This window comes from bacterium, from assembly GCA_030649055.1.
Classification (GTDB): domain Bacteria; phylum Patescibacteriota; class Minisyncoccia; order UBA6257; family JAUSGH01; genus JAUSGH01.
Window position 1 is genome coordinate 19,461 of the sequence record JAUSGH010000012.1, and the last position, 23,878, is coordinate 43,338.

A 23,878-nucleotide genomic window follows, 5' to 3' on the forward strand; every position below is an offset into this window, starting at 1 on the left:
TTATGTTCCGCTCATCATTTTTTATCTGGTTTTTCATTATCGTCGTCGCGACGTTTTCGTTGAGCGTGAACGTCGCCGAAGCGAGTTTTTGGAGCGTGTTTTGGACTGTTATTGCCGCAGTTGTGACGGTGGCGCTTGTTGTTTTAACGGGTGGTGGAGCGCTTGCGCTTCTTGGAATTAATCTAATGACCGGATCGGTTTCGCTCGGCGGCATATCCGCCGCGCTTATCACAACCGGAGTGGCCTGCGGCACTGGACTCATTTGCGGTGGGTCAACCGAAAATCCGATTGCGATTGTTTCCAGCGGCACGGGAAATTGTTCATCGGACAACGGCATGCGGTTTTTTGACACCGAGCCGGGCGTCGCAAGCCCGGATGACCAAATCGCGATCTATCGATTTTCAATCGTCCCGGACCCTGCGTTTCTCGATTATTATCTTGCGATATGGATGGGGAGTAAGCGCGGGTTTAATGTCCGCGATCCTATGGCGCCCGGATTTTACGACGCGGCAAACGACGGAACGGGGCGTGCGTATGTGGAGACGGAGAGTAATAGCTACGCGAACTATCTAAGCGATGTAGGGATAAGTACGACGCCGATTCGCATTGCGCGGTACGGTGACATATGTTCGCAAAGCGGCGTTTGTCAGATATTGGATCAATCGGCGCCGGAGAATAGTTACGTCATCTATGCCGCGAAAGTCCTGAAAAATTATCCGCGTGTGCACTTGTCTGGCGGGGACGGGACGCTTCTTTCGTTGGATAATAAATTTTTGACCGCGGTTGCGGGTTCGCCGGCAACATTTCCATATTTTAACTATGCCGCGTATCAAGACTGTGGGGGAAATAGCGCTTGCCGTCGGGTTGCCGGCCAGTGGTATCGTCCGGGAACGGTGTTCGCGGGTCCGTTTCGCGTCAGCGCGCTTGATCCCGCAACCTGTCCAGCGCCCGTTACCCCTGTGGCGGTTGTAAATACCGCGCAGACGGGATGCAATTTCGTCACATTGTCGGTAACTCCGGCAAACGCCGAAACATATGATGTACTGCGCGATGGCGCCACAATCGCCACGAATATTTCCTCGGACGAACAGGTGTATAACGACACGGGTCTCGCGCCAGCCACAACCTATCGGTATCGCGTTATTGCGCGAAAAGGCAGTGAGACCGGCGAGTCAAACGAAGTGACAACGGCGACGTCTGCATGCGCGGCGGGGGCGGCGTCCGCGCTATCAGCGCAAACAGCGCTCCTTGAAACGCAGTGTGAGGCAGTGACGCTCGGCGTCACAACCGAAAATGCGACCTTTTATCATGTGTTCAGAGATGGCGCGCCGGTTGCGGTAAATATTCCCGCAACCGAAACACGATACGCCGACAGTGACCTTGATCAAAACACGGCATATTCCTACGTCGTGCGGGCGACTAACGGCGTGGAAAACGTGGATTCGGCGGCGCTCGGAATTCGCACGCCCGATTGCGGCTCGGAGCCGCGAGCAATCATCGCGCTTGGCGGAGGTGGTGCGGGAGCGGGGGAGTGCACCGCGGTAACGCTTTCGGTTGTTGTGGAAAACGCCGCGACCTACGATGTGCTGCGGGATGGCGTGGTGATCGTGACGGGGATTTCCGCGTCGCAAACCACGTACCGCGACGCGCCGCTCACGCGCTCAACTAATTACTCCTACACTGTCATCGCGCATGGGAGTTTCGGGCGAAATGCCGAGTCAAATGTTCTGCCAACGCGTACCGCGTGTTTCCCGGCGTGTACCTTTGGCGCGAGTCCGGAGAGTATCGTGCGCGGCGAAACCTCACGGCTTGGTTGGAGCTGTAGAGAGGTTGATGCGTGCGCGATCGACGGAGCATCCGTCGCGGTGCCGGAGGGGACAAAGACCGTTGCGCCCACCGCGAACACCACCTACACCCTGCGATGCGAAAACGCCGACGGCTCCACCACCACGCAAACCACTATAAATGTCACTCGCCCGGGTTTGCGCGAGGTGCCGCCATAGTTTGCCGGTCGATGGACGCTAAGTTGTCAGTTGAGCCTAAAAATCTAATAACGCTAGTAATCTAACGAAGCTAATTCTATGGAAGACAAATTTCTTATGTATCGGAAGTGGTTTTGGATCGGGATTGTCGCGGGATTTATGAATGCGGCGGTGGGGTTGATATACGGAATCGCGCTGGCGATGGAACCGGAACACCGCAAAGAGGGCGCAGTGATTATCGCGTGGTCGTTTGTCGCGTTCGGCATCACGTACCTTATTGCAATGTGGCTCCAGTCGAAAGGAATCATTCCGACGTTTATCGCTTCTCCTACCGCGAAACCCTCCGTACTTTCTCCTCAATATCAGTTCTAATGATGAAACGCGAAGACGGACAGGTGATGCTCATGGCCGTCGTGATTCTCTCCGGCGTGTTTTTGGCCATCACAGCAATCTCGGGATATTTGACGCTTACACAATTGCGTCTTGCAACCGCGGCATCTGATTCAACGCGCGCCATCTTTGCGGCGGATACTGGTGTGGAGTGGGAGTTGTACAAACATTTCCGCTGCGCGGACCCCGATACCGCGCCCACGCGGTGTGCCGAGCCGCCGCCGACGCTCGCGAACAACGCCGTTTTTGAAACAAAAATGAATCCGAGCGGTGAGTCGGTAAAATCCACCGGCTACGCGGACGGCCGCAAAAAAATCGCCCGCGCATTTGAGTTACTGTTCGCCGCCTTTGAGTAGAAGCGCGAGCCACTGGCCACCAGCACGCTTACTCCCTGAGCTTGTCGAAGGGCTTCATTCATCTATAATAAGTGCATGGATAAAGCGGCCGCCAAAGCCCGCATTGAGCAACTAAAAAAGGTGATTCACCATCACCGGTATCTTTATCACGTCTTGGATAAGCAGGAGATTTCCGATGAAGCGCTTGATGCGTTAAAAAAAGAACTGTTTGATCTTGAGACGCAGTTTCCGGAGTTTGTGACGGCGGATTCCCCAACACAGCGCGTGGGAGGGCGTCCGCTCAAGGAATTTAAAAAACTTCGGCATGAGAAGCCGATGCTCTCCTTTAACGATGCGTTTTCGGAGGCTGATATGCGCGAATGGCTCACGCGTCTGGAGAATTACTTGGGGCATAAAGTTTCGGAAAACGACCGGACATTTTACTGTGAACTGAAAATTGACGGCCTCGCGATTGAGCTGGAATATGTTGACGGCGTATTCGTGCGTGGCGGCACGCGCGGCGATGGATTAGTGGGGGAGGATGTCACGCAAAACATCCGCACCGTGGAAGCGATTCCATTGCGGCTTGAGGGTAATCCGCCGAAGCGCCTCGTGGTGCGCGGCGAAGTATTTTTGACGAAAAAAGAATTTGCCCGCATCAATAAAGAACAAGCAGCAAGTGGTGAAAAAATCTATGCGAACCCGCGTAACTTTGCCGCGGGTTCCATCCGCCAGCTGGACCCGAAAGTTATGGCGGCGCGTAAACTGGATTCGTTTCAATATGATATTGTTTCCTCTTACCCCCTGAGCTACGTCGAAGGGTTTAAAACCCACGAAGAGGAGCACGCGGCGTTGAAATCGTTTGGCTTTAAAACAAATCCGGACAACAAGCGCGCCGGCACGTTACGGGACGTTTTCGCCATTCGCAACTATTGGGAGAAACATCGTGACGGATTGTTGTACGAAATAGACGGCATCGTCGTCATCGTGAACGACAATAAAACATTTGAAGACGGCGCGGTTATCGGTAAAGCGCCGCGCGCCGCAATGGCGTATAAGTTTTCTCCACGCGAAGCAACAACGGTGGTGGAGCGCGTTATTATAAATGTTGGCCGCACCGGCGCCTTAACTCCGGTTGCCGAAATGCGTCCGGTGAATGTGGGTGGCGTTACCATCACGCACGCGACGCTTCATAATATGGACGAAATTGAACGGTTGGGTTTAAAAATCGGAGACACGGTGATTGTGAGCCGCGCGGGCGACGTGATTCCGCAGGTGACGAAAGTGTTGAAAGAAATGCGTACCGGCAAAGAAAAAGCGTTTACGATGCCGCTCATATGCCCGGTGGATGGCTCAAAAGTCATTCGTGACGGCGTGGCGCACCGATGTTCCAATCCGTATTGCGGCGCCCGGTTGCGCGAAGGACTTTATCATTTTGTAAGCCAGAATGCCTTTAATATAGAAGGCGTCGGTCCGAAAGTCATTGACCGTTTTCTTGATGAAGGGCTTATTACTGATGCCGCTGATTTATTTACGTTGCAAAAAGGCGACGTTGAAGCGCTGGAGCGTTTCGGGGAAAAATCCGCGGAGAATATTATTGAAGAACTGCAGTTGCGTAAAAAAATTTCGCTTGATCGCCTCATTTATAGCTTGGGCATTCTGCACGTCGGCGAAGAGACCGCCAGGGCGCTTGCGCAATTTATAATGAATAAATTATTCCCTGAGCGAGTTCCGATAGCAATCGGGACGAGTCGAAGGGCTACCATAAGCGGCGTGCTGCGATTTTTCCTCTCCCTCTCCCTTGACCAATTGCAGGAAGTCCCGGACATCGGCCCAAAAGTCGCGCAAAGCATTTATGGCTGGTTCCACGAACCGCGCAATGTGAAGTTTGTGGAAAAACTCGCGAAAGCCGGCGTGGTCATCGAACACCGAACATCGGTCATCGGACAACAAAAGTTTTCAGGGAAAACTTTTGTGCTCACCGGCACGCTTCAAACGATGAGCCGCGAGCAAGCAAAAGAAAAAATCCGTGCGGCTGGTGGCGACGTGAACGAGTCCGTTTCAAAACATACGTCGTATGTCGTGGTGGGCGCGGAGCCCGGCTCAAAATTCGCGCAAGCCAAAAAACTCGGCGTGCCAACGCTGGACGAGAAAGGGTTTCTGGGGATGATTAAGTAGCGCTTGGGCGTATGTCATTCCCGCGGAAGCGGGAATCCAGCCGGTTTTTCCGCCGTATACCACTTGCTTTTTCGCGCCATCTGTCGTAATATGTCTTCAGCATCGGGAACTGTTCCCGGGCAATGTCTCTTTTTGTGGAGGTGAGTCATGTCGGACGTTCACAGCACTCGTCGGTACGAGCGCTACGAGAACGATGACCCGAAGCCGGTTCCGGCAACGCCGCAACTGACGCCGGCGCAATCGGCGGCCGCGAAGTGGGACGAGGAAGACCGTCGGAGGCTCTGGCGGCAGGTGACGAATCTCGGTGAGACGGCGAAGCGCAACAACATCATCTTCGCCATGAGTGTCAGCATCGGCATCCTCTTGACTGTATTCTGCTGGTTCGAAGGCTCCGCGTCGGATGAGCGCGTGAGTGCGAAGCAGAAGGCGATGGCCGATCAGGTTCAGGAGTTCTATTTCGCGCTCGAGCGTACGGCCGCCGATGTGGATGACAACCGCAAGGCGACCGCGGTGGCATCCACGGAGTTCGTCGGGAACGAAGAGTGGATTGATGATAGGAAAGGGGCGTATAACAGCTATTGGTGGTATATGCCCGCACCATCCGAGATCGGCGAATACGACGGTGATGTAATCATCCAACGCTTCGACGAGTTACGCGTAGTTCATGTAATGCATCCTCTCCGAAAAGGACCGTTCAAGGGCTGCAAAGAGAATACGCTGATCTACCTTGACGACGCGGCTTACGCCATCACGAAGGAGATGAAGACGCTGGATGTCGCGAGGATCGAGGCCGAACTTGCAAAGGCGAAAAAGCCGGACGTCGGTACGAATGAATCGGCGACGCGCGGCGAGAGTCCCAAGCTGGAGGGCAACGATGCGAGCGGCATCGTAGGGCTGCTCGGCGAAGCGGTGCGCAAACTGACGGCACCGAAGCCGCTCTCGCTGGCCGAACTTCGTCAGTACGACGGCGAAGAAATCGTGTGCTCGGCGACAAGTGGGGCGAAGCCCAACGTCACTTACGGGATTTTCGTGAAGCACCTTCCGTATGCGTACGGTAAGCATGAGCTGATCGCCCTGAGTCTTTCGGCGGAGGATTTCGCCTTGATGAAGGGCATGAAAACGCTTAACGTGCGTGTCCTGGAGGACGCGCATCGTAGTCGCTAGCACGAAAAACGTATCGCGGCTCGGGTCACGAAGATCCGAGCCGTAACCATTTTTATAAAATTTTATTTACATATCTATTCTCAAATTCTTGAGAATTTGAGAATAGATATTGCGGTATGTTAATTATGTTAATATAAAGCGATGGCATCACCGGAGCGGAAAATCGAGCGTATCGTGAAAGGGTTCGCGAACCATCGGCGCATTGAGATTATGCGATTGCTGTCGGCGGAGCCGGAGCTCTCGGTTTTTGAGATTGCGCGGAAGCTGAAAGTGAATTTTAAAACAATATCCGAACACGCGCGGCGACTCGCCATCGCCGGACTCGTCCTTAAACGCAACGAGGGGAACATGGTGCGTCATGCGCTTTCCGATCGCGGTAAGTCTATTCTCAAATTCTTGAGAATATTGGAATAGATAATACCGATTTTTACGAAATGCAACATTGGCGCAATGACGCTTTTTGATTAAACTAGTACTATGGCGGAAATCACTAAACAGCTCGTGGAACATTTGGCGGACCTTGCGCGGCTTGAACTTGATGAAAATGAGGCGGGGAAGTTTACCGACGATCTCGGGAAAATTTTGGCGCACGTGAAGGAGTTGCAGAGCGTGGATACAAAGAATATCGCGCCGATGACCGGCGGCACTATGCTGACGAACGCGTTTCGGAGCGACGAGGAGCCGCAGGGGGACATGATGGAGGTCTCGCGCAAAATTATCGCCGAGTTTCCCGAAAGCGAAGGCGGATATAACAAAATCCCGCCAGTGTTTGAATAATTATGAAGGTTGAAGACCTAACAATAAAAAAGTTTGCTGACGGACTGCGGAAAAAGGAGTTTTCCGCGGAGGAGGTGACGAGGGGCTATCTTGGGCGCATTGAAAAAAATGACGACGAGATTGGCGCGTATTTGCACGTGATGAATGAAGCGGCGTTGGCGCAGGCGAAGAGTGTTGACGCGCGCATCGCGAAAGGCGAGGCAGTTGGCGCGCTTGCCGGAGTCCCGCTCGCGATTAAGGATAATATGCTCATCACTGGCGTTCCCGCGACCGCCGGCTCAAAAATGCTGGAGCATCACGTTGGCGTGTATGACGCGACCGTTATTAAAAAACTAAAAGATGAGGGCGCGGTGTTTTTGGGAAAAACCAACATGGACGAGTTTGCGATGGGATCGTCCACGGAAAATTCCGCGTACAAAAAGACAAAAAATCCCCGTGACCTCACTAGAGTACCCGGCGGCTCGTCCGGCGGCTCGGCTGCCGCGGTGGCGGGGGACATGGCGTTGGGTGCGTTTGGGTCAGATACCGGCGGCTCTATCCGCCAGCCCGCGGGATTTTGCGGCGTCGTTGGGTTGAAGCCCACCTACGGCGCGGTTTCGCGTTACGGTTTGATTGCGATGGCATCAAGCTTGGATCAGATCGGACCATTTGCGAAAACCGTGGAAGATGCGGCATTGCTTTTCCGAGGCATTGCGGGATATGACAAATTTGACGCGACGAGCGTCAACCTCCCCTACGATGATGAGGTGACGCATGTGCACGAGAACGAAATCAAAAACATGACCGTCGGGTTGCCGAAGGAATATTTTATTGAAGGTCTGGAGCCGGAAGTCAAATTCGCGATGGACAAGGTTATTGCAACGATCAAAGGGCTCGGATTGAAGATAAGGGAAATCAGTTTGCCGCACACGGCTCACGCGCTCTCATGCTATTACATTATTATGCCGGCGGAAGTGAGTTCCAACCTCGCGCGCTTTGATGGTATCCGGTACGCGAAAGTCGCGGGCGTTGAACGTGGCGTCCATAACCTTGCCGAACTGTACAAGAAAAATCGCCATACAGGTTTCGGCGCGGAAGTGAAGCGGCGCATTATGCTTGGCACATTTGTGCTTTCCTCCGGCTACTACGACGCGTACTACAGTCAGGCGCAAAAAGTGCGCGCGATGATAAAAAATGATTTCGATGAGGCATTCCGTGACGTTGATATGATTTTGACACCGGTCTCGCCCACGCGTCCGTTTAAGTTCGGCGAAAAAGTAGATGACCCACTCGCGATGTATCTCTCCGACATTTTTACGATTCCCGCGAACCTCGCCGGCGTTCCGGCAATTTCCATCCCCGTTCGTTCAGCGAAGTCAGCGTCAAGTCCGCGTGAATCCGCGTCTTTGCCGATTGGCTTCCAGCTCATCGGCAAGCACTTCCGCGAAGAAGACATTTTGAGTCTGGGGCAGATGTACGAGGCGGCGTAAAGCTTGCTATGCTCTTAGGAGTAGTCCATTAAGGAGTCTGTCGTGAAGAGAAAATATCCGAAAAGAGAACGATTCCGGCTGACGATGCTGGAACAATCCGACAATCCGGATGAAATCGTGCGCGTGCTGCGCTGTGGGTTTCTGTTGAGCCGAAAGGATCTTGCGGTCGTGACCGGTGTCCGCGCGCGGACGGTGTGCCGGTGGGAGAGGGGAAAGCCGCCCTCCATGGCGCATGAGTTGCGGATGATTGCCCTGCGGCTGATTGCACTGCAACTACGCCAGACAATGACGCGGCGAGGCGTAGCCCAATGGCTGCGCTGGAAAAACCCGTACCTTGGTATGCGCGCATTGGACGCGCTCCGGAAAGGGCGCTCCGATCTTGTGTGCAACGCGATCCGCGAGGATGAGGCATCGTCGGATCAGAATGGCATCTAACACGCGAATGCCCGGCTTCCTGAAAGGAGGCTGGGCATTTCACTTACTTGTGCGCGGTGGATGGGAGTTGAACGTCGCTTCTTACGGTCGCTCCCTAAAACCCAGCGGTTTAGGACCCTATCGCAATTCTTATCTCTGGCGCGAAGCCGCAGATTGCTCGCGCGGCGCAAGGCGCGAGGAGTGTAGTGTATCCCCTGGGATACATAAGCGACGAGCAACACAGCGCTGCGCGGCAAGATGCGGCTTCCCGAAGGGTTGCGCACCGCGCGCGCGAATCACGGCGTCGTTCCTCCTCGGCGTATGCAAGTGCATACAACCTCGTCGTCGCTCCTTGTGCTCGCGCGCGGGGAGCGCACCGCGCCGAGAGCAAGAATTGCGATAGTGTCCATTTCCGCCACGAGAAAACTCCCGTTTTCCCGACCCCTTTCTCAATCCAAATCCCATCCGCTAATATAAAGAACCGGACACAATCCGGTTCTTTATATTAGCGCGGTGGATGGGATTTGGACCCACGATCTTTCCCGTGACAGGGGAACGCTTTAGACCGCTAAGCTACCACCGCATGATAGATATAATAGCGATATTCTAGAAAAATCACAAGCCACGCACGATACGCTTGAATTGTTCGCCGCGGTCGGCGTAGTCCTTGAACATATCGAAACTTGCGGCGGCGGGGGAGAAGACAACAACAGAGCGTTCAGCGGTTAGCGTATAGCGTTTAGCAAGGCGATAGGCGGCGCGGACGGCGTCGGCAAGCGTTTTGCATTCCACGATTTCTGACCCTTGCTTCATGCTTCCACGCAGGGCATCGTTGATTTTTTTCTTATTTTCTCCGAATAGAATGACACTCTTCACGTTTTGAGATTTGCGGATTGCCTGCGCTAATGGCGCATAGTCAAGATTTTTGTCTTTACCTCCGGCGATTAATATGAGCGGCTCATGAAACGCGCGTACTGCCGCCGCCGCGGTTTGAGGATTGGTGCCGGCAGAATCATCATAGAACCGCACTGACGCGGACTGATGCGGACTGGACGCTGACTTACGCGGAACAATGCTTATTTCGCGTACTAACTGAAGACGATGCGGAAGCCCACGAAAACGTTTTACGGTTGCGGTAATAACCTTTTCGCTCACGCCAAGCGCGCGGGCAACCGTTGCCGCCATTACGGCATTGTTGAAATTGTGGCTTCCCGGGATTTTTACGTCCGTTGGCGCAAACAGAGAAAAGCCATCCGCGGAAACGGCGACTTTTTTGCCCCGGCCTTCATTTGCCGCTTTTGCGCTGAAATCATTATTGCTCATGTAAAAAACCCGGTCTTGCGATGTCTGATGTCGCGCGATATGCATTTTCGCGTCAAGGTATTCATCAAAGCTCCGGTGGCTGTCCATGTGGTCGGGAAAAATATCTAGGATAACGGCAATTTCCGGCGAGCACTCAAGGTCCTGCAGTTGAAAACTGGAAAGTTCAAATACAACAATAGATTTTTTCTTGAGCTTCGGAAGCGCTTCAAGCGCCGTGGTGCCGATGTTGCCCAAAAGATACGTGTCGCGGCCGGCGGCTTTCAAGATGTTGTAGATAAGCGTCGCGGTGGTGCCTTTGCCTTTGGTGCCGGTGACGCCGATGATGGGGCACGTGGCCAATTCAAAAAACAGTTTTGTGGCGCTGGAGCATTTCGCGCCTTCTTCTATAACGTGTTGGATTTCGGGTGTGAGGTAGGGAATGCCTGGGGAGCGGAGCATGAGCTTGAATCCATGCAGCCATTGCAGGGCATCTTTTCCTAAAATAGCGCGCGCGCCGCGGGGGACCTTAACTTTCGGATTGTGGTCAAAAATAACAAGCTCCGCGCCGCGGTAGTCGGGCGAAGTTTGCAAAAATTTCAATATCGCTTTGCCTTCGCGGCCGAAGCCGAGAATGGCGATTTTTTTGTTGGTCGTTTTCGGCATCGTTTGTATTATAACCGTGACATCGCAAAATGCGTAGGGCTCGTGGAGTGCACGAGCCCTAGAGCTTCGAGTTACAAAACTCCTCGCAGACGATTTTGAGAAGAGTTTCGAGCGAGACGCCGCGAGAAAAAATGAGCGATATACACTTGTATCTCGCGAATTTTTTCTCGCGAGTCGCAGCCGAAAGTGTTCCAAAAGCGGCGCGACTGGAGTTTTGTAATTCGGAGCTACAAGATGCGTTTCATGAGAACGAGCTTTTTCCGTTTCGCGACGCTGAGTTTGGTGATGTGTACGCCACGCCGACGTGTGCATTGGACGATTTTTCCTTCTCCGGCATAAATCGCCACGTGCCCGATCCAGAACTCCATACCTTCAAGGACTACGGGTTTCCGTCCCGCGATGTGTCCCTCGAAGAACAGGAGGTCGCCGCGTTGCAGCCCTGCTTCATCGCGGACGATTATTCCGCACTGCGCCTGCTGATATGCCCGTCGCGGCAATGCAATCCCGACGAGTCCGAAGACGAGCTGTGCGAACGACGAGCAGTCCAGAAACGCGGGCATTTCTTCGGGTCTAACGCCGCGCTTGAACGGAGTCCCCCTGAACTGTCTCGCGGTCGCGATGATGGCGCTTGCGCGTTGTTCCATAAACTACCTCCTTCAATGAGTTCTGGCAAAAGTATAGCAGAGATTTTCTGAGGAGGCAAATGTTTATGGAAAACATAAAGAACGCCCTGATGAGGCGTCCTTTATTTTGTGCCGACGGGAGGGATCGGACCTCCGACCTTGGCCTTATGAAAGCCCTGCTCTACCACTGAGCTACGTCGGCGACATTCGCAATATAACCCAAAAACTTTATGAATGCAACTCTATCGTTTAATGAGAAAAACTTGCTCCGTCTTCGCTTCAAACGCTTTTTCGTATCGCGAATCGCCGGAAAGATACGCGGAAAGTTTCGGGTTGCGCCACGGCTCAACAAGAATGTATTTTGCGTTGAAGTCACGGGTCAAAACGGTGTAAGTATCTTCTGCGGTTCCCTCAACACAAGGATAGGTGCCGCAAGTGTTGTTGGTCATCAGGTCTTTTGAAAGGTAATAAAATTTCCAATACATCGCGGGCGAGTAGTCGTATTGGAAAATCGGGTCCATGCCGCCGAGGTAATAATTTTTCTGGTCGTGGAAGAATAGCGGGGCAAAGTTGTCCCAGTGTGTGTTAAACACGATGTCGCCGGGCGCGCTATTCGTGTTGAGCCACTCGCTTGAGCCTTTAAGCCACTCATAGGGGAACGTGGTATAACGGACGTTCAAGTCATGCCGATAGATGGCGTAAGGGAACATAACGACGATCGAAATCATGAGCAGCCCCAGCGCGTACTCTTTAATTTTTTTCGGCAAAAGATACGTGTAGGTTGCCGCGATTCCCAAGGTACCAAACGCTTCCCATTGTACGAGCGATCGGCGCGCGATAAACGCCGTCAAGACAAAAAACGCGCCGGCGATTCCCGTGGCGCTGACCAAAAACAAGCGTTCGTTCGCGGGAACATTATTCCATCGTTCACGGAAATTGAAGTACGCGACGGCAATCGTAAGAAGCGACGCGACCCAAAGGATAAAAAAAAGAGTGGAGGTTGTGGCGAGTTCGCCAAGCGGGAGCGGCGCAAGTTCGCGGCCAAAAGTGAGCGGCGCGCCGCCGGTTTTTTCGAACAGCAGTTTAAAAATTTGGATGTAGGCAAGTTTGGCGGCGGCAATGGGGTGCGGTCGGAGCACTGCGCCAAGTGCGGTGCCAAGAAATACGAGCAGTGTATTGAGCCAACCGATGGGGGCGACTTGCGCCGCGGTCTTTTGAATTTTTTTGACGATAGCGCCCGCCACTTGGATGCCGAGCACCGCAAGCGCGATGAACGGCCCGATCCAGAAAAATCCCAGATGGAAAAAGGTGATCGCCGTGCTGATGAGCAGCACCTGCCACCATGTTCCGCGTGCGAGGAATGAAAGCAAACCAATGGCAAATGCGAGAGAGAATACATGCGGCCGCACCATCAAGTATTGAAACAGGACATTCGGAATCGCGAGAAAGAAAAATAGCGGCCAAAAATACATCATGGAAAACTTGTGGCGTTTCGCAATCCATAAGACCGCAGAGAGCAATGCAAGCGTAAAAAGCACGCCGCCGATCTTGATACCGGTTACGAGGTTGGGGAAGTAGGTGAGGGGAATAAGAGTCAGGTGGAGGCCGTACCAGATGTCGGCTCCAAGTGTGCGGATGGAAGAGAACTGCGTCCACGGGAATGTAGTGTCAAAAAGTGATTGCGTGCGATAGAGCCACGAATGGCGCAGATGATAAAAACTATCCGGATCTGGTATGCCGCTTGTGAGGCCATGGAAAAGAAGCGTGACAGCAAGGATGGCGAGGAGAGGAAAGACGAGAGGTCGGAGTCGTTGCATAACGTCAGTGTACGCAAATTAAGCATGCCGCACAATACAAAAAACCGCCAGAAAATCCGGCGGTTTTTTGTATTTTGTTGCGGGGGCGGGAATCGGACCCGCTACCTTCTGGTTATGAGCCAGACGAGCTACCAGTACTCCACACCCGCGTGTTAACCTGCACGCTTATATTATCTTTATCTGGCTTTTTAGTCAAACCGGAGTTATGCTGGGAATATATGGATGCGCTACGCCGGCTTGTTTTCTCGCTCGTCGCCTTCGTTGTCGTTGGCGCGGCGGGCTACTATATATTGAAGCAGGACCGTGTGTTTGAAGTGGTCATTCCTTCCGGTGTCTTTGGCGATAAGGCGCGCGCGGTGATTAATCCGACGCGGGAAAAAATTATCAACACCGTTGATAGTGTCGTGGGCGCTGTGAAGGAAAAGGCGCAGGGGGTTATTGACGGGGTGACCGGCGTCATAAAGCAAAAGGCATTTGAGTCGGTGAAAGACGCGGTGAACGATAAGTTAAATGAAGTAGGCAAGGACCTTGGCGTGCCGAAAACCACAACTGCTCCTCTGGCGGGCGCCATTGTGCTGGGGGGCGCTCCGGCGATATCAAGCTCCAATAACGTTCCGTTGGGGTTCTCGGTAAAAAGGGGCCAGCTGGCGGTGTTTGTATTAAAAGACGTCGCCGAGGGGAGTGCCAAGGTTCCGTATGCCATTCAATGGGGCGATGGCTCGACCGAAAGCGGCACACTTGCCGATAAGGACGCGAAGACGATTTCGCACACATGGGGATCGGTAGGTGAGTATACGATTAAAATTACGATGACCGTCGGTGAAACCATTATGGTGTACGAAGTGTATATTATGGTATATGCGTAACAAGAAACTCATCATTTTTGACCTGGACGGCACGTTGGCGCCGAGTAAATCGCCGATGGATGCCGATATGTCCGGATTGCTCTCGGATCTTTTGCGCACTAGGATGGTGGCGGTCATTTCCGGCGGCTCGCTCGCGCAATTTCAGAAGCAGTTTTTGGGGAGCTTAAACGCGGCGCCGGAGCTGCTAAAAAACCTGTATCTTTTCCCGACCTGCGGCGCGGCATTTTATCGCTACAAGGAATCGAGCGGCGCGTGGCAGTGCGTATACACCGAGGCGCTGACCGCCGATGAAAAAGTCCGCGCCGGCAGCGCGTTCACCAAAGCATTCCGTGATCTGAACCACAAACATCCTGAAACGCTCTATGGCGACGTGCTGGAAGACCGCGGAACCCAGGTGACGTTTTCCGCGTTGGGACAGCGGGCGCCGTTGCCCTTGAAGGCCGCGTGGGATCCGGACTCAAAAAAACGGCTGCGGATTGCCGAGGCGGTGCAAAAATATATTCCCGACCTTGAAGTGCGCGTCGGCGGCACTACGTCTATTGACATCACGCGCCCGGGTGTTGATAAGGCATACGGCATCAAAAAAATGGAGGAGTATTTGGGCGTCACGAAAGCCGAGATGTTGTTTGTGGGCGATGCGATCTTTCCGGGTGGCAACGACTATCCGCCGAAAGCGATGGGCGTGGACTGTGTTCCCGTAGAAAACCCGGACGATACGAAAGGGCTGATCCGCACACTACTGGTGGTGTAGCGTTTATGCGTTTTTTTTGTTACGATTTTTAGTAATGGACGTCCTTGAACTGAAAAAGCACGCGCTTCACGAAATCGCCGAAGCGAAAGATGCGAAAGCTCTTGAAGCGGTGCGGGTGAAGTATTTGGGCCGCGAAAAAGGCGAGCTGACGAAAGTTTTGCGCGGTCTGAAGGATTTACCCGAAGCGGAAAAGCGCCGCGTCGGCCCCGCCGCAAATGCCTTGCGCAATGAACTTGACGCCGCCTTTGACGCAAGGTTGCGTGCTCTACAAGCTACAACCTACCAACTACAACCTGCCGTCGACGTCACCATGCCCGGCAAAAAAGTGTCGCTGGGACATTTACACCCCCTGACGCTCACGGAAAACAGTATCCGAGAAATTTTTGCCGGCCTGAATTTTTCTGTTGTGGAAGGGCCGGAAGTTGAAAACGAACACTACAATTTTGACGCGTTGAACATTCCCGCGAATCATCCGGCAAGGGATATGTGGGATACGTTTTGGCTTCGCCAAAACGAAGGAAAAACGGAAAATGAAAAAGGAAAAACAAGGGAACGGTTATTGTTGAGGACGCACACGAGCCCGGTGCAAATCCGCTACATGGAAACGCACGAGCCGCCGTTCCAAATCATCGTGCCCGGCAGAGTATTTCGGTTTGAGGCGATTGATGCATCGCATGAAATAAACTTTCACCAGGTGGAGGGGTTGATGGTGGGGGAGAATGTGTCACTTGCGAACTTTAAGTATCTCATTCTGCATTTTTGCAAAAAGTTTTTCGGTACGGATGTGAAACTGCGTTTCCGTCCGAGTTATTTTCCGTTCGTTGAGCCGGGGCTCGAGGTGGATATTCAGTTGCAGAAAGGGCCGTGGAGCGGCAAGTGGCTGGAGGTGATGGGTGCCGGTATGGTGCACCCGAAGGTCTTTGACGCCGTAAAATACAATCCGAAATTCGTAAAAGGGTTTGCGTTCGGCTTGGGGTTGGAGCGTTTCGCGATGATCAAATACAACATTCCCGACATCCGGATGTTTTACGAAAACGACATGAGATTTTTAAAGCAGTTTTAATATACTCCCTGAGTTTATCGAAGGGATACAATAATGTAAGCCTTCGACAAGCTCAGGCAATAAGGTTATGCGATTCAGCTACTCATTACTCAAACAATTCGTTCCCGCCTTGAAGAGCTCCGAACACTTGAAGGACGTCTTAACGGCACATCTTTTTGAAGTGGAATCCATTGATGGCGACACGGTGGACATCAAGGTGTTGCCGAACAGATATAGTGATTGTGCTTCGCATATCGGTATCGCGCGCGAGGTTGCGGCCGCGTTAGGTAAGCCCTTGAAGTTGCCGAAGGCGAGCAATGCGGAATCCCGCGCATCGCACGTGGAAGCGGCGTTAGACCTCGTGTTGAGCGTCAAAGAGCGCGTGCTTTGCCCGCGATACATGGCGCGGTATTTTGAGATTGATGCAAACGCTACGACACCGGAGTGGATGAAGCGCGTGCTTGCCTCTTGTGGTATGCGGCCGATTAATCCGGTGGTGGACATTATGAACTACGCGATGCTGGAGGTTGGTCAGCCCATGCACGCGTTTGACGCGGATAAAATAAAAAATATCACCATCCGCCGCGCGGAGGCAAAAGAAAAAATAGAAACACTGGACGGCAATCATTTTACGCTCACGCCGGATGACTTGGTCATTGCCGACGGGGCTCACGTGCTGGGCATCGCCGGCATTAAGGGCGGAAAGCGCGCCGAAGTAACGGCGTCCACAACGCGCATCGTGGTGGAGGCGGCGACGTTTGACAGTGTGGCGCTTTATAAAACATCAAAGCGGTTGAAGCTCGTGACGGATGCCTCGCAGCGTTTTACGCACCGCTTATCATCGGTGATGCCGCAGGAAGGAATGCTTCGCGTGACCGAATTGCTTATTAATATTTGTCACGCGCGCGTGGGCGAAGTTGTTGATTTTTATCCGAAAAAAATGAAGCCTGCGGTGTTGCGGTTCACCGCCGAAGAATTTAACGCATTGTCGGGAATGAAGTTGACGCTTACGCAGGCGCTGGGATATTTGAAGCGCTTGGGATTTGAGGTTCGGGGTGAAGGGAAGCTGACGAAGGTGGTTGCGCCCGCGCGGCGTACGGACATTGAGCGTTTTGAAGACCTTGTTGAAGAAATTGTGCGGCTCGTCGGGTACGATAAACTTCCTTCAACGCCTCCGGCGATTGCCCTTACTCCCGCGGTGCATGATGACGCGGTGAGCTTGAAAGCGCTCATCCGCCAGCTCCTCCCCGGCGCGGGATTAACCGAAGCGTATAACTACTCGTTTGTTTCCGAAAAAGATATCGCGCGAGCGGGAACTTCCGACGGAGCCGTGGCGCTTCAAAATCCCGTCAGCGCCGAGTTTGCGTATTTGCGGCCGACGCTGGCTGGTGGCCTGCTGAAAAATATAGAAAGCAATTTCCGTTTCTCCGATACGGTGCGTATTTTTGAAATAGGGAAGGTGTTTGTCGAGACGAAGGGGAAGGTGAGTGAGCACTTGGCGCTGGGCATTGCGCTTGGCGCGAAGCATGCGTCTCCGCTCTTGGAACTGAAGGGTATCATATCCGAACTGTTGGATCGGTTGGGGCTGATGGAGCATGTGATGCGCGATGTTACCAATGTCGGGGCGAAATATTTGAACGCCGGTGAGAGTATGTGTGTTGAGTCCGATCATCGCTTGCTGGGCATCTTCGGCGCGGTGCCGCAGACGCTTTTGGCGCACGCGGCAATTGCGGAAATTGACCTGGGAGAACTGACTGAGCTTGTCGTTGGCGAGCGCGAATATGAACCCATCGCGAAGTATCCTTCCATAGCGCGGGACATCTCGGTGCTCATTCCGCGCGCCACGCGCGTGGGGGACATTCTTGAGGAAATCCAAGCCGTGAGTCCGAAGTTTGTCTACGACGTTGACCTCATTGATTATTTTGAAGATGAGGCGAAAATGCGCGCCGACCAAAAGAGTTTGACGTTCCGCATTGTGTTTCAGGCAAACGACCATACGTTGACCGACGATGAAGTGGGGCGTGAAATGGAAAAAATCGTGCATGTGTTGCGTGACCGTTTGTTCGCAGAGGTGCGATAGTCGCTTTCTATTTTCGGCGTAATGCGATACGTTCTAATGTAGAACATCAATGTTGTGTAGAAAGAGGTGCGCAATGCCGATCTTCAATACGAAGCGCTGCCGGAAATACTTTGTGAAGGAGTGCCGCGATTTCGGGCATGAAACGCTGGAATCTCTTATCGCGGAGCGTAGCGAGGCGCTTGCGTTGGCGGCGCCCACGCCGCAATGCGTGAAGTTCCCGATGCTCGTGGGAATGGAGCCGGTGACGGACGAGGTGCACAGTGCGGAGGATTGCATGTTCTGCCGCAGCGTTCTTTACGTGTACTACTTCCTTTACATAACCAAGAAGGAGCTGCGGCTGTACAGCAAAGTCGTTGCGCGAAGAAACGAAACACCGGTCGCGGCGGTGTGTCGCGCGCTCAAATCCAGCATGTTCAAGGGCGGAAAGGAATGCTTGAACACGGGTGAAGCGATGAACTTTGACGCGCTTCCGCCGGAACAGCAAGAGCATCGCATGGACTGCGTGAAGTGCAACTTGCGCGTTGATCTGTGGGCTGTAATTGGCAACATTGAACTGCGGAGGTGAGTGATGGTTGAACTGCGATTCACCGCCGGGCGATTTCGGCGGTGGCTTGTTTCGTTCGCGAAGCGCGCCGGACTCTCCGTCACCGAGGCGCGATGGAAGATTGACGCATTTGCGGAGACGACGCTCTGCAACGACGACCGGATAGTGTTGAGGCATCTGGAACGGGCGGAGTTGGACGACTCCGCGCATCAGCAGATCGTCAACAGGTGCTGGCGCTGTCACGCGTTCGCAGTGATCGCCCGGCTTTTCTTTGCCGGTATGCACGAACGCATTGCGGCGGTGGGGAGGCGGCGCGAGCGCGCGCTCTATGGCGCGTTGTGCCGTTTGGAGAACATGCTCGCGGGTAAGCCGGAGGAAGACGGGGTACGCGAGTCGGAACCAAAACGTAAGGGTTCTCCGTACGCGAACGTGGGGCGATATGATCCGGAGGCAGACGAAGAGGACGAAGGCGGCTGTGAGGAAAGCGCGCTCACGCGTCGCGTGACGCTTGAGGAGCTGCTCCGGTTTCCGTCGCTCCCTATCGTGCGGCGCTTTGCGGTGAACGAATGCGGGGAAGACCGCGCCGTGGTCTACGCGTTGAAAAATGTTCGCATCGTTTTCGGTCCGGCGCATGCGCATCGGGGCGAAAAGAGAGAGAAGCGCGGAGTAAGGCGGGCGGCGCGTTTGCGCCGCAAGCGATGATGCCGGTCGCCTGGGGCGACCGGCGTTTCCTTATATAACGCACTGTTGAATTCGCGTTATTTTTTTGATATACTTATAGTATTCATTTCCATCATTATGCCTTCCAAAAAACCTGAAAAATCAGCCGCGAAACCAAGCGAAGAGAAGCCCAAAACAACCGCTCCCGGAATGGCCGAAGCGAATAAGCCGACATCCTATACCGCCAAAGACATTTATGTGTTGGAGGGTTTGGAGCCGGTCCGGAAACGTCCCGGAATGTACATCGGTTCCACCGGCCCGGACGGTCTGCATCACCTGATATGGGAGGTAGTGGACAACTCCATTGACGAGGCGATGGCGGGATATGCCAAGACCATCCGCGTGGAAATGTTGCCGGATAATAAAATTGCCGTGTCGGACGATGGCCGCGGAATCCCAGTGGAAACACACGCGCAAACAAAGGTGTCGGCGTTGGAAACCGTGATGACCAAGCTTCACGCCGGAGGAAAATTCGGCGGCGAGTCCTATAAAGTGTCCGGCGGTTTGCACGGAGTGGGCGTCAGCGTCGTGAATGCCCTTTCCACACATTTGGAAGTGGAGGTTTCGCGTGACGGCAATTTATATAAACAAGAATACAAGTGCGGTGCGCCGCAGTATAAGGTGAAGAAGGTGGGGAAGAGCCCAATGCCCGGCACCGGAACAAAAGTAACCTTTGAGGCGGACCCGACGATTTTCCAAAAAGTGGAATACGACCGCAAGCGTGTGATTGAGCATTTGCGCCAGCAAGCGTATCTTACGAAGGGCGTGAAGGTGGAAATCATAGACACGCGCGAGCCCGGTGCGCCGTTTTATTATGGATTTTATTTTGACGGTGGACTGCTTTCATTTATCAAGTACCTCGGCCGCGCGGAGAAGCCCTTGCAGGAGACGCCGTTTTACGTGGATAAAAATTCCGAGAACGTGGAAGTGGAAGCGGCGTTTGTGTTCAACAACGAATACGAAATGCAGGAGCTTTCGTTTGCGAACAATATTTATACGCCCGACGGCGGCATGCACTTGACCGGTTTCCGCTCTGCCTTGACGCGTACGTTGAATGACTACGCGCGGAGCAATGAATACATCAAAGCGGCGGACGAAAACTTGACCGGCGACGACGTGCGCGAGGGGATGATCGTGGTGATTTCCGTTAAGTTGCGTGAACCGCAGTTTGAAGGGCAGACCAAGGCGCGGCTGGGCAGTCCTGAGGCGCGTACCGCAACCGAAACCGTGACGGGTGAGGCGCTCAAAGAATTTCTTGACCGCAATTCCGCTGACGGCCGCCGCATTATTGAAAAGTGTCTGCTTGCCGCCCGTGCCCGAAAGGCCGCAAAGGCCGCAAAAGAAACCGTGCTTCGGAAGGGAGTACTGGAAGGTTTGACACTTCCCGGAAAACTCGCGGATTGTTCAAGTAAGAATCCGGCGGAATCCGAGCTCTTCATCGTGGAGGGCGATTCTGCAGGTGGTTGTTTTTCCGGTGAAACAAAAGTTGCTCTTGTGGACGGAAGAACCGCGTCTTTTGAAGAGTTAGTTGAAGAAGATAAAAAAGGAATAAAGAATTATTGCTACACTATTGACGCGAACGGTTCCGTTGCGATTAGCGAAATACTCCATCCTCGCGTGACAAAGAAAAATGCAGCAGTCGTAAAAGTGGTGTTGGACAATGGGGAAGAAGTTGTTTGCACGCCGGACCATAAGTTTATGCTCGCTGACGGCGTATATAAAGAAGCAAGAAATCTTACATCGACCGATTCGCTGATGCCGTTGTATCGCCAACACTCGCGGATAGGAAAACGGATTACTATTGAGGGATACGAAATGGTGTTTGACCCCGCGGCACGCCGGTGGCTTTTTACGCACGTGCTTGCCGACCAATATAACCTTGCGCGCGGCGCATACATTGAAACGGCGGGGTCACACCGTCACCACAAGGATTTCAATAAATGCAATAACAACCCCGACAATCTTTGGCGGCTCACGCGCGAAGGACATCTCGCGACGCATCGTAAACATGCCGCGGTGACATTGCAACGGCCGGATACACTCGCGAAACTGCGCGCGCTTCGGGCGACTCCGGAGTTCAAGCAAAAGATGAGCGTAAAGATGTCCACCATGCGGGATATGTTGAGCGCGCGGGCAAAAAGGCAGTGGGAGAGCGTGGAGTATAAAGCATTTATGACGGAAAAGTTTTTAGCGTTTTATCACGGCAATGCCGCCTATCGTGCGCAGAGTAACGTACGGCTTGCTGCGGCGCAGGAAAAGTATTGGAGCGAGGGGTCGCATCGGGAGGCGCAAGCCGAACGCACGCACGGCTATTTTGTAGCACATCCTGAGGAGCGTGCCGCCCGCGCCGTTGTCGCGGACGCGCAATGGCAGAATGGCGCATTGCGACGATGGCGTAGCGAAAAAACAAAAAATCAGTGGACGGTGGAATTTCGCGCGAAGCGCCGCGCAGCGTATAACGAAACGTATTATCACAAGGCATTGAGCGTGTTGCGGAATATTTTTGAGCGCGCGGGGACGGTTGATGGCGGCGCGTATGAGCTTGCGCGAAGAAAAACAAACGATAAATCGTTGTTGCGCTATGACACGATACTTGCGCGCTTCTTTAGTAACGACGCGGCGCGTCTTGGCGAAACGGTAGCGCGCTATAACCACAAAGTCAGTTCCGTTACGCTGCTTACGGAGACGATGGACGTATATGACATGGAAGTTCCCGGAACGCATAACTTCGCGCTTGCTTCGGGCGTGTTTGTGCATAATAGCGCCAAGCAAGGCCGTGACCGGAGATTTCAGGCAATTTTGCCGCTCAAAGGAAAAATTTTGAACGTGGAGAAATCCAACGTGGAAAGAATGCTTTCGTCCAAAGAGGTGAAGGCACTCGTTATCGCGCTCGGCACCGCGATTGCGGAGAGTTTTGATATTTCGCGGTTGCGTTACCACAAAATCATCATCATGACCGATGCCGACGTTGACGGCGCGCACATTAGGACGCTCCTCATGACCCTTTTCTATCGTTATTTCCGTCCCATTATTGAACAGGGATATCTCTACATTGCACAGCCGCCGCTCTATCGTATCCAAAAAAATAAAGAGGTGCTCTATGCGTATAGCGACAATGAAAAAGAGAAAGTGGTAAAACAGATGGGTGGCGACAAGGGCGAAAAAATAAACATCCAGCGTTATAAAGGTCTTGGTGAAATGAACCCGGACCAGCTGTGGGAAACAACTATTGACCCCGCGAACCGGATGCTCAAGGTTATTGAAATCGCGGATGCCGCCGCCGCGGACCAGATGTTTGATATTCTGATGGGTGAAGAAGTTGCCCAACGCAAAAACTTTATCCAAACGCATGCGCTGTCGGTGAAAAATCTTGACGTGTAATAAATCAGTTGACTTTCGCCACCCGTTGCCGTACAATAAACCAATTACCGTACTATGTTTGAAAAACTCAAGCTTTTCTTGCAGGAGTCGAGGACGGAGTTCCAGCGCGTAAACTGGCCGACGCGTCAGGAAACGACACGTTTAACGTTGGTTGTTATCGTCATGTCGCTTGGCGTCGCGGTCTTTTTGGGCGTTGTTGACTATGTGTTTTCAATCGGCCTCGCCCGCATCATCACCCCGTAAGAAGCCGCCCCATATTAAATACTAAATTCTAGATACTAAATACTTAGCCCCATGTCCCGCATTGAAGGCACAAAAGAACGCTCATGGTATGCCGTGCATACCTACTCGGGTTACGAAGATGCCGTCGCGCGTTATTTAAAACAGCGCGTTGATTCACTCGCGATGGGCGACAAGATTTTTAATGTTATCGTTCCGAAAGAAAAAAAGATTCGCGTAAAAAACGGCAAGCGTCGCGTGATTGAGGAAAAGATTTACCCGGGCTATGTGCTGGTGGAAATGATGCTTGGCGACGATTCGTGGTATGTGGTGCGGAACACTCCGCGCGTGACGGGCTTTGTGGGTTCGGACTCCACCACCCCCACACCGCTCTCCAAAGCGGAGGTGGACTTGTTGATGTCGCGGATGGGTGAAGGAACGGAAAAGAAGTTTTTGGTGGATTTGGTGGCAGGCGACATGGTGCGCGTTTCCGACGGTCCGTTTAAGGACTATGACGCGAAAGTGTCCGAAGTGGACTCCGAGCGCGGCAAGGTCAAGGTCTTGATTCCGATTTTCGGACGTGATACACTCGTTGAATTGGACGTGCTGCAAATACAAAAGTTGTAACAGCCCCATTCGCATTATTTGAATCAGATTTGCATTATTCGCGATTACTCCTATGGCCAAACCAATCAAAACAACTCTAAAACTCCAGATTGAAGCGGGCAAGGCAAACCCGGCGCCGCCGATCGGACCAGCATTAGGTCAGCATGGCGTGAACATTGCCGAGTTCTGCAAGCAGTTCAACGCCGCGACAAAAGACATGACGGGTGATGTTATCCCCGCCGAAATCACGATCTACGAAGACCGTAGTTTTACGTTTATTTTGAAAACCCCTCCGGCATCCGCGTTGCTCAAAAAAGCCGCGGGTATTGAAAAGGGTTCCGGAACGCCGAACAAAACAAAAGTGGGTAAGGTGACGAAAGCCGACCTCCGCGCCATCGCGGAAAAGAAAATGGTGGACCTGAACGCAAACGACATCGACGCCGCGATGAGAATTATCGCGGGAACGGCGAAGAATATGGGGATAGAGGTTGTTGACTAGGAATCAGGAAGCAGGAATAACGAATCAGGAAAAAACCCGGTCGCCTAAGGCGACCG

The 23,878-nt window shown here is 53.1% G+C and carries 22 protein-coding genes and 3 tRNA genes; 19 read left to right on the top strand and 6 right to left on the bottom strand.

Annotated features, from left to right (window positions below):
- The first annotated feature begins 2 nt into the window (after positions 1-2).
- From Q7R85_02765 to Q7R85_02805, 9 genes are all read left to right on the top strand, one after another.
- Positions 3-2,003, top strand: coding sequence for a hypothetical protein (locus Q7R85_02765; GenBank protein MDO8585018.1), 2,001 nt, complete (start codon positions 3-5; stop codon positions 2,001-2,003).
- A 78-nt stretch (positions 2,004-2,081) separates the two neighbouring features.
- Positions 2,082-2,354 (top strand): hypothetical protein, encoded by a 273-nt coding sequence (locus Q7R85_02770; GenBank protein ID MDO8585019.1) that lies wholly within the window; start codon positions 2,082-2,084, stop codon positions 2,352-2,354.
- On the top strand, positions 2,354-2,728 hold the full coding sequence (locus Q7R85_02775) for a hypothetical protein (GenBank protein MDO8585020.1): 375 nt from the start codon (positions 2,354-2,356) through the stop codon (positions 2,726-2,728). Before Q7R85_02770 ends, Q7R85_02775 begins: the two co-directional genes overlap by 1 nt.
- Positions 2,729-2,803: 75 nt before the next feature.
- Positions 2,804-4,885, top strand: a complete 2,082-nt coding sequence (ligA, locus tag Q7R85_02780; GenBank protein MDO8585021.1) for an NAD-dependent DNA ligase LigA — start codon at positions 2,804-2,806, stop codon at positions 4,883-4,885.
- A gap of 147 nt (positions 4,886-5,032) precedes the next feature.
- A complete protein-coding gene (locus Q7R85_02785; protein ID MDO8585022.1) occupies positions 5,033-6,049 on the top strand; it encodes a hypothetical protein in 1,017 nt (338 codons plus the stop codon).
- 141 nt (positions 6,050-6,190) lie between these two features.
- Positions 6,191-6,463, top strand: a complete 273-nt coding sequence (locus tag Q7R85_02790; GenBank protein ID MDO8585023.1) for a helix-turn-helix domain-containing protein — start codon at positions 6,191-6,193, stop codon at positions 6,461-6,463.
- A 63-nt stretch (positions 6,464-6,526) separates the two neighbouring features.
- Entirely contained in the window at positions 6,527-6,826 is a 300-nt protein-coding gene (gene gatC / locus Q7R85_02795) for an Asp-tRNA(Asn)/Glu-tRNA(Gln) amidotransferase subunit GatC (protein MDO8585024.1), read from the top strand.
- Between the two features lie 2 nt (positions 6,827-6,828).
- The gene (gene gatA / locus Q7R85_02800) at positions 6,829-8,295 is read left to right on the top strand and encodes an Asp-tRNA(Asn)/Glu-tRNA(Gln) amidotransferase subunit GatA (protein ID MDO8585025.1); all 1,467 of its coding nucleotides are present in this window, start codon (positions 6,829-6,831) and stop codon (positions 8,293-8,295) included.
- Positions 8,296-8,337: 42 nt separating this feature from the next.
- A complete protein-coding gene (locus tag Q7R85_02805) occupies positions 8,338-8,730 on the top strand; it encodes a hypothetical protein (GenBank protein MDO8585026.1) in 393 nt (130 codons plus the stop codon).
- 488 nt (positions 8,731-9,218) lie between these two features.
- On the opposite strand, the gene Q7R85_02810 is transcribed toward Q7R85_02805, so the two are convergent.
- The 6 genes from Q7R85_02810 to Q7R85_02835 all read right to left on the bottom strand — a co-directional run bounded on the left by Q7R85_02810 (position 9,219) and on the right by Q7R85_02835 (position 13,264).
- Positions 9,219-9,292 (bottom strand) — tRNA-Asp (locus Q7R85_02810).
- Positions 9,293-9,324: 32 nt separating this feature from the next.
- A complete protein-coding gene (gene murD / locus Q7R85_02815) occupies positions 9,325-10,674 on the bottom strand; it encodes a UDP-N-acetylmuramoyl-L-alanine--D-glutamate ligase (GenBank protein MDO8585027.1) in 1,350 nt (449 codons plus the stop codon).
- 227 nt (positions 10,675-10,901) lie between these two features.
- The gene (locus Q7R85_02820) at positions 10,902-11,318 is read right to left on the bottom strand and encodes an NlpC/P60 family protein (protein ID MDO8585028.1); all 417 of its coding nucleotides are present in this window, start codon (positions 11,316-11,318) and stop codon (positions 10,902-10,904) included.
- Between the two features lie 109 nt (positions 11,319-11,427).
- A tRNA-Met gene (locus tag Q7R85_02825) sits at positions 11,428-11,499 on the bottom strand.
- Positions 11,500-11,539: 40 nt separating this feature from the next.
- A complete protein-coding gene (locus tag Q7R85_02830) occupies positions 11,540-13,114 on the bottom strand; it encodes a hypothetical protein (protein ID MDO8585029.1) in 1,575 nt (524 codons plus the stop codon).
- A 77-nt stretch (positions 13,115-13,191) separates the two neighbouring features.
- Positions 13,192-13,264 (bottom strand) — tRNA-Met (locus Q7R85_02835).
- A 68-nt stretch (positions 13,265-13,332) separates the two neighbouring features.
- Here Q7R85_02835 and Q7R85_02840 point away from each other — a divergent pair.
- The 10 genes from Q7R85_02840 (at position 13,333) to rplK (ending at position 23,822) form a co-directional block, all read left to right on the top strand.
- Entirely contained in the window at positions 13,333-13,980 is a 648-nt protein-coding gene (locus tag Q7R85_02840; protein MDO8585030.1) for a hypothetical protein, read from the top strand.
- Complete coding sequence (locus tag Q7R85_02845) at positions 13,973-14,731, top strand: HAD-IIB family hydrolase (protein MDO8585031.1); 759 nt, start codon at positions 13,973-13,975, stop codon at positions 14,729-14,731. The genes Q7R85_02840 and Q7R85_02845 overlap by 8 nt, the downstream gene beginning before the upstream one ends.
- Positions 14,732-14,765: 34 nt before the next feature.
- A complete protein-coding gene (pheS, locus tag Q7R85_02850; GenBank protein MDO8585032.1) occupies positions 14,766-15,794 on the top strand; it encodes a phenylalanine--tRNA ligase subunit alpha in 1,029 nt (342 codons plus the stop codon).
- Between the two features lie 67 nt (positions 15,795-15,861).
- Positions 15,862-17,853, top strand: a complete 1,992-nt coding sequence (gene pheT, locus Q7R85_02855; protein ID MDO8585033.1) for a phenylalanine--tRNA ligase subunit beta — start codon at positions 15,862-15,864, stop codon at positions 17,851-17,853.
- 73 nt (positions 17,854-17,926) lie between these two features.
- Complete coding sequence (locus Q7R85_02860) at positions 17,927-18,418, top strand: hypothetical protein (protein ID MDO8585034.1); 492 nt, start codon at positions 17,927-17,929, stop codon at positions 18,416-18,418.
- A gap of 3 nt (positions 18,419-18,421) precedes the next feature.
- A complete protein-coding gene (locus tag Q7R85_02865; GenBank protein MDO8585035.1) occupies positions 18,422-19,099 on the top strand; it encodes a hypothetical protein in 678 nt (225 codons plus the stop codon).
- Positions 19,100-19,267: 168 nt separating this feature from the next.
- Entirely contained in the window at positions 19,268-22,498 is a 3,231-nt protein-coding gene (gyrB, locus tag Q7R85_02870) for a DNA topoisomerase (ATP-hydrolyzing) subunit B (GenBank protein MDO8585036.1), read from the top strand.
- Positions 22,499-22,552: 54 nt separating this feature from the next.
- Positions 22,553-22,741 (top strand): preprotein translocase subunit SecE, encoded by a 189-nt coding sequence (gene secE, locus Q7R85_02875; protein MDO8585037.1) that lies wholly within the window; start codon positions 22,553-22,555, stop codon positions 22,739-22,741.
- Between the two features lie 51 nt (positions 22,742-22,792).
- Complete coding sequence (nusG, locus tag Q7R85_02880; protein MDO8585038.1) at positions 22,793-23,344, top strand: transcription termination/antitermination protein NusG; 552 nt, start codon at positions 22,793-22,795, stop codon at positions 23,342-23,344.
- Between the two features lie 52 nt (positions 23,345-23,396).
- Positions 23,397-23,822: a 50S ribosomal protein L11 gene (gene rplK, locus Q7R85_02885; protein ID MDO8585039.1), complete on the top strand. Its 426-nt coding sequence runs from the start codon at positions 23,397-23,399 to the stop codon at positions 23,820-23,822.
- Positions 23,823-23,878 lie beyond the last annotated feature (56 nt).

Coding starts and splice junctions, on each gene's coding strand:
- murD (MDO8585027.1), bottom strand. CDS start 10,674: ATGCCGAAAACGACCAACAAAAAAATCGCCATTCTCGGCTTCGGCCGC.
- gatC (MDO8585024.1), top strand. CDS start 6,527: ATGGCGGAAATCACTAAACAGCTCGTGGAACATTTGGCGGACCTTGCG.
- pheS (MDO8585032.1), top strand. CDS start 14,766: ATGGACGTCCTTGAACTGAAAAAGCACGCGCTTCACGAAATCGCCGAA.
- nusG (MDO8585038.1), top strand. CDS start 22,793: ATGTCCCGCATTGAAGGCACAAAAGAACGCTCATGGTATGCCGTGCAT.
- Q7R85_02765 (MDO8585018.1), top strand. CDS start 3: ATGTTCCGCTCATCATTTTTTATCTGGTTTTTCATTATCGTCGTCGCG.
- Q7R85_02840 (MDO8585030.1), top strand. CDS start 13,333: ATGGATGCGCTACGCCGGCTTGTTTTCTCGCTCGTCGCCTTCGTTGTC.
- Q7R85_02775 (MDO8585020.1), top strand. CDS start 2,354: ATGATGAAACGCGAAGACGGACAGGTGATGCTCATGGCCGTCGTGATT.
- gatA (MDO8585025.1), top strand. CDS start 6,829: ATGAAGGTTGAAGACCTAACAATAAAAAAGTTTGCTGACGGACTGCGG.
- secE (MDO8585037.1), top strand. CDS start 22,553: ATGTTTGAAAAACTCAAGCTTTTCTTGCAGGAGTCGAGGACGGAGTTC.
- Q7R85_02845 (MDO8585031.1), top strand. CDS start 13,973: ATGCGTAACAAGAAACTCATCATTTTTGACCTGGACGGCACGTTGGCG.
- ligA (MDO8585021.1), top strand. CDS start 2,804: ATGGATAAAGCGGCCGCCAAAGCCCGCATTGAGCAACTAAAAAAGGTG.
- Q7R85_02865 (MDO8585035.1), top strand. CDS start 18,422: ATGGTTGAACTGCGATTCACCGCCGGGCGATTTCGGCGGTGGCTTGTT.
- Q7R85_02830 (MDO8585029.1), bottom strand. CDS start 13,114: ATGCAACGACTCCGACCTCTCGTCTTTCCTCTCCTCGCCATCCTTGCT.
- pheT (MDO8585033.1), top strand. CDS start 15,862: ATGCGATTCAGCTACTCATTACTCAAACAATTCGTTCCCGCCTTGAAG.
- Q7R85_02790 (MDO8585023.1), top strand. CDS start 6,191: ATGGCATCACCGGAGCGGAAAATCGAGCGTATCGTGAAAGGGTTCGCG.
- Q7R85_02785 (MDO8585022.1), top strand. CDS start 5,033: ATGTCGGACGTTCACAGCACTCGTCGGTACGAGCGCTACGAGAACGAT.
- rplK (MDO8585039.1), top strand. CDS start 23,397: ATGGCCAAACCAATCAAAACAACTCTAAAACTCCAGATTGAAGCGGGC.
- Q7R85_02860 (MDO8585034.1), top strand. CDS start 17,927: ATGCCGATCTTCAATACGAAGCGCTGCCGGAAATACTTTGTGAAGGAG.
- gyrB (MDO8585036.1), top strand. CDS start 19,268: ATGGCCGAAGCGAATAAGCCGACATCCTATACCGCCAAAGACATTTAT.
- Q7R85_02820 (MDO8585028.1), bottom strand. CDS start 11,318: ATGGAACAACGCGCAAGCGCCATCATCGCGACCGCGAGACAGTTCAGG.
- Q7R85_02770 (MDO8585019.1), top strand. CDS start 2,082: ATGGAAGACAAATTTCTTATGTATCGGAAGTGGTTTTGGATCGGGATT.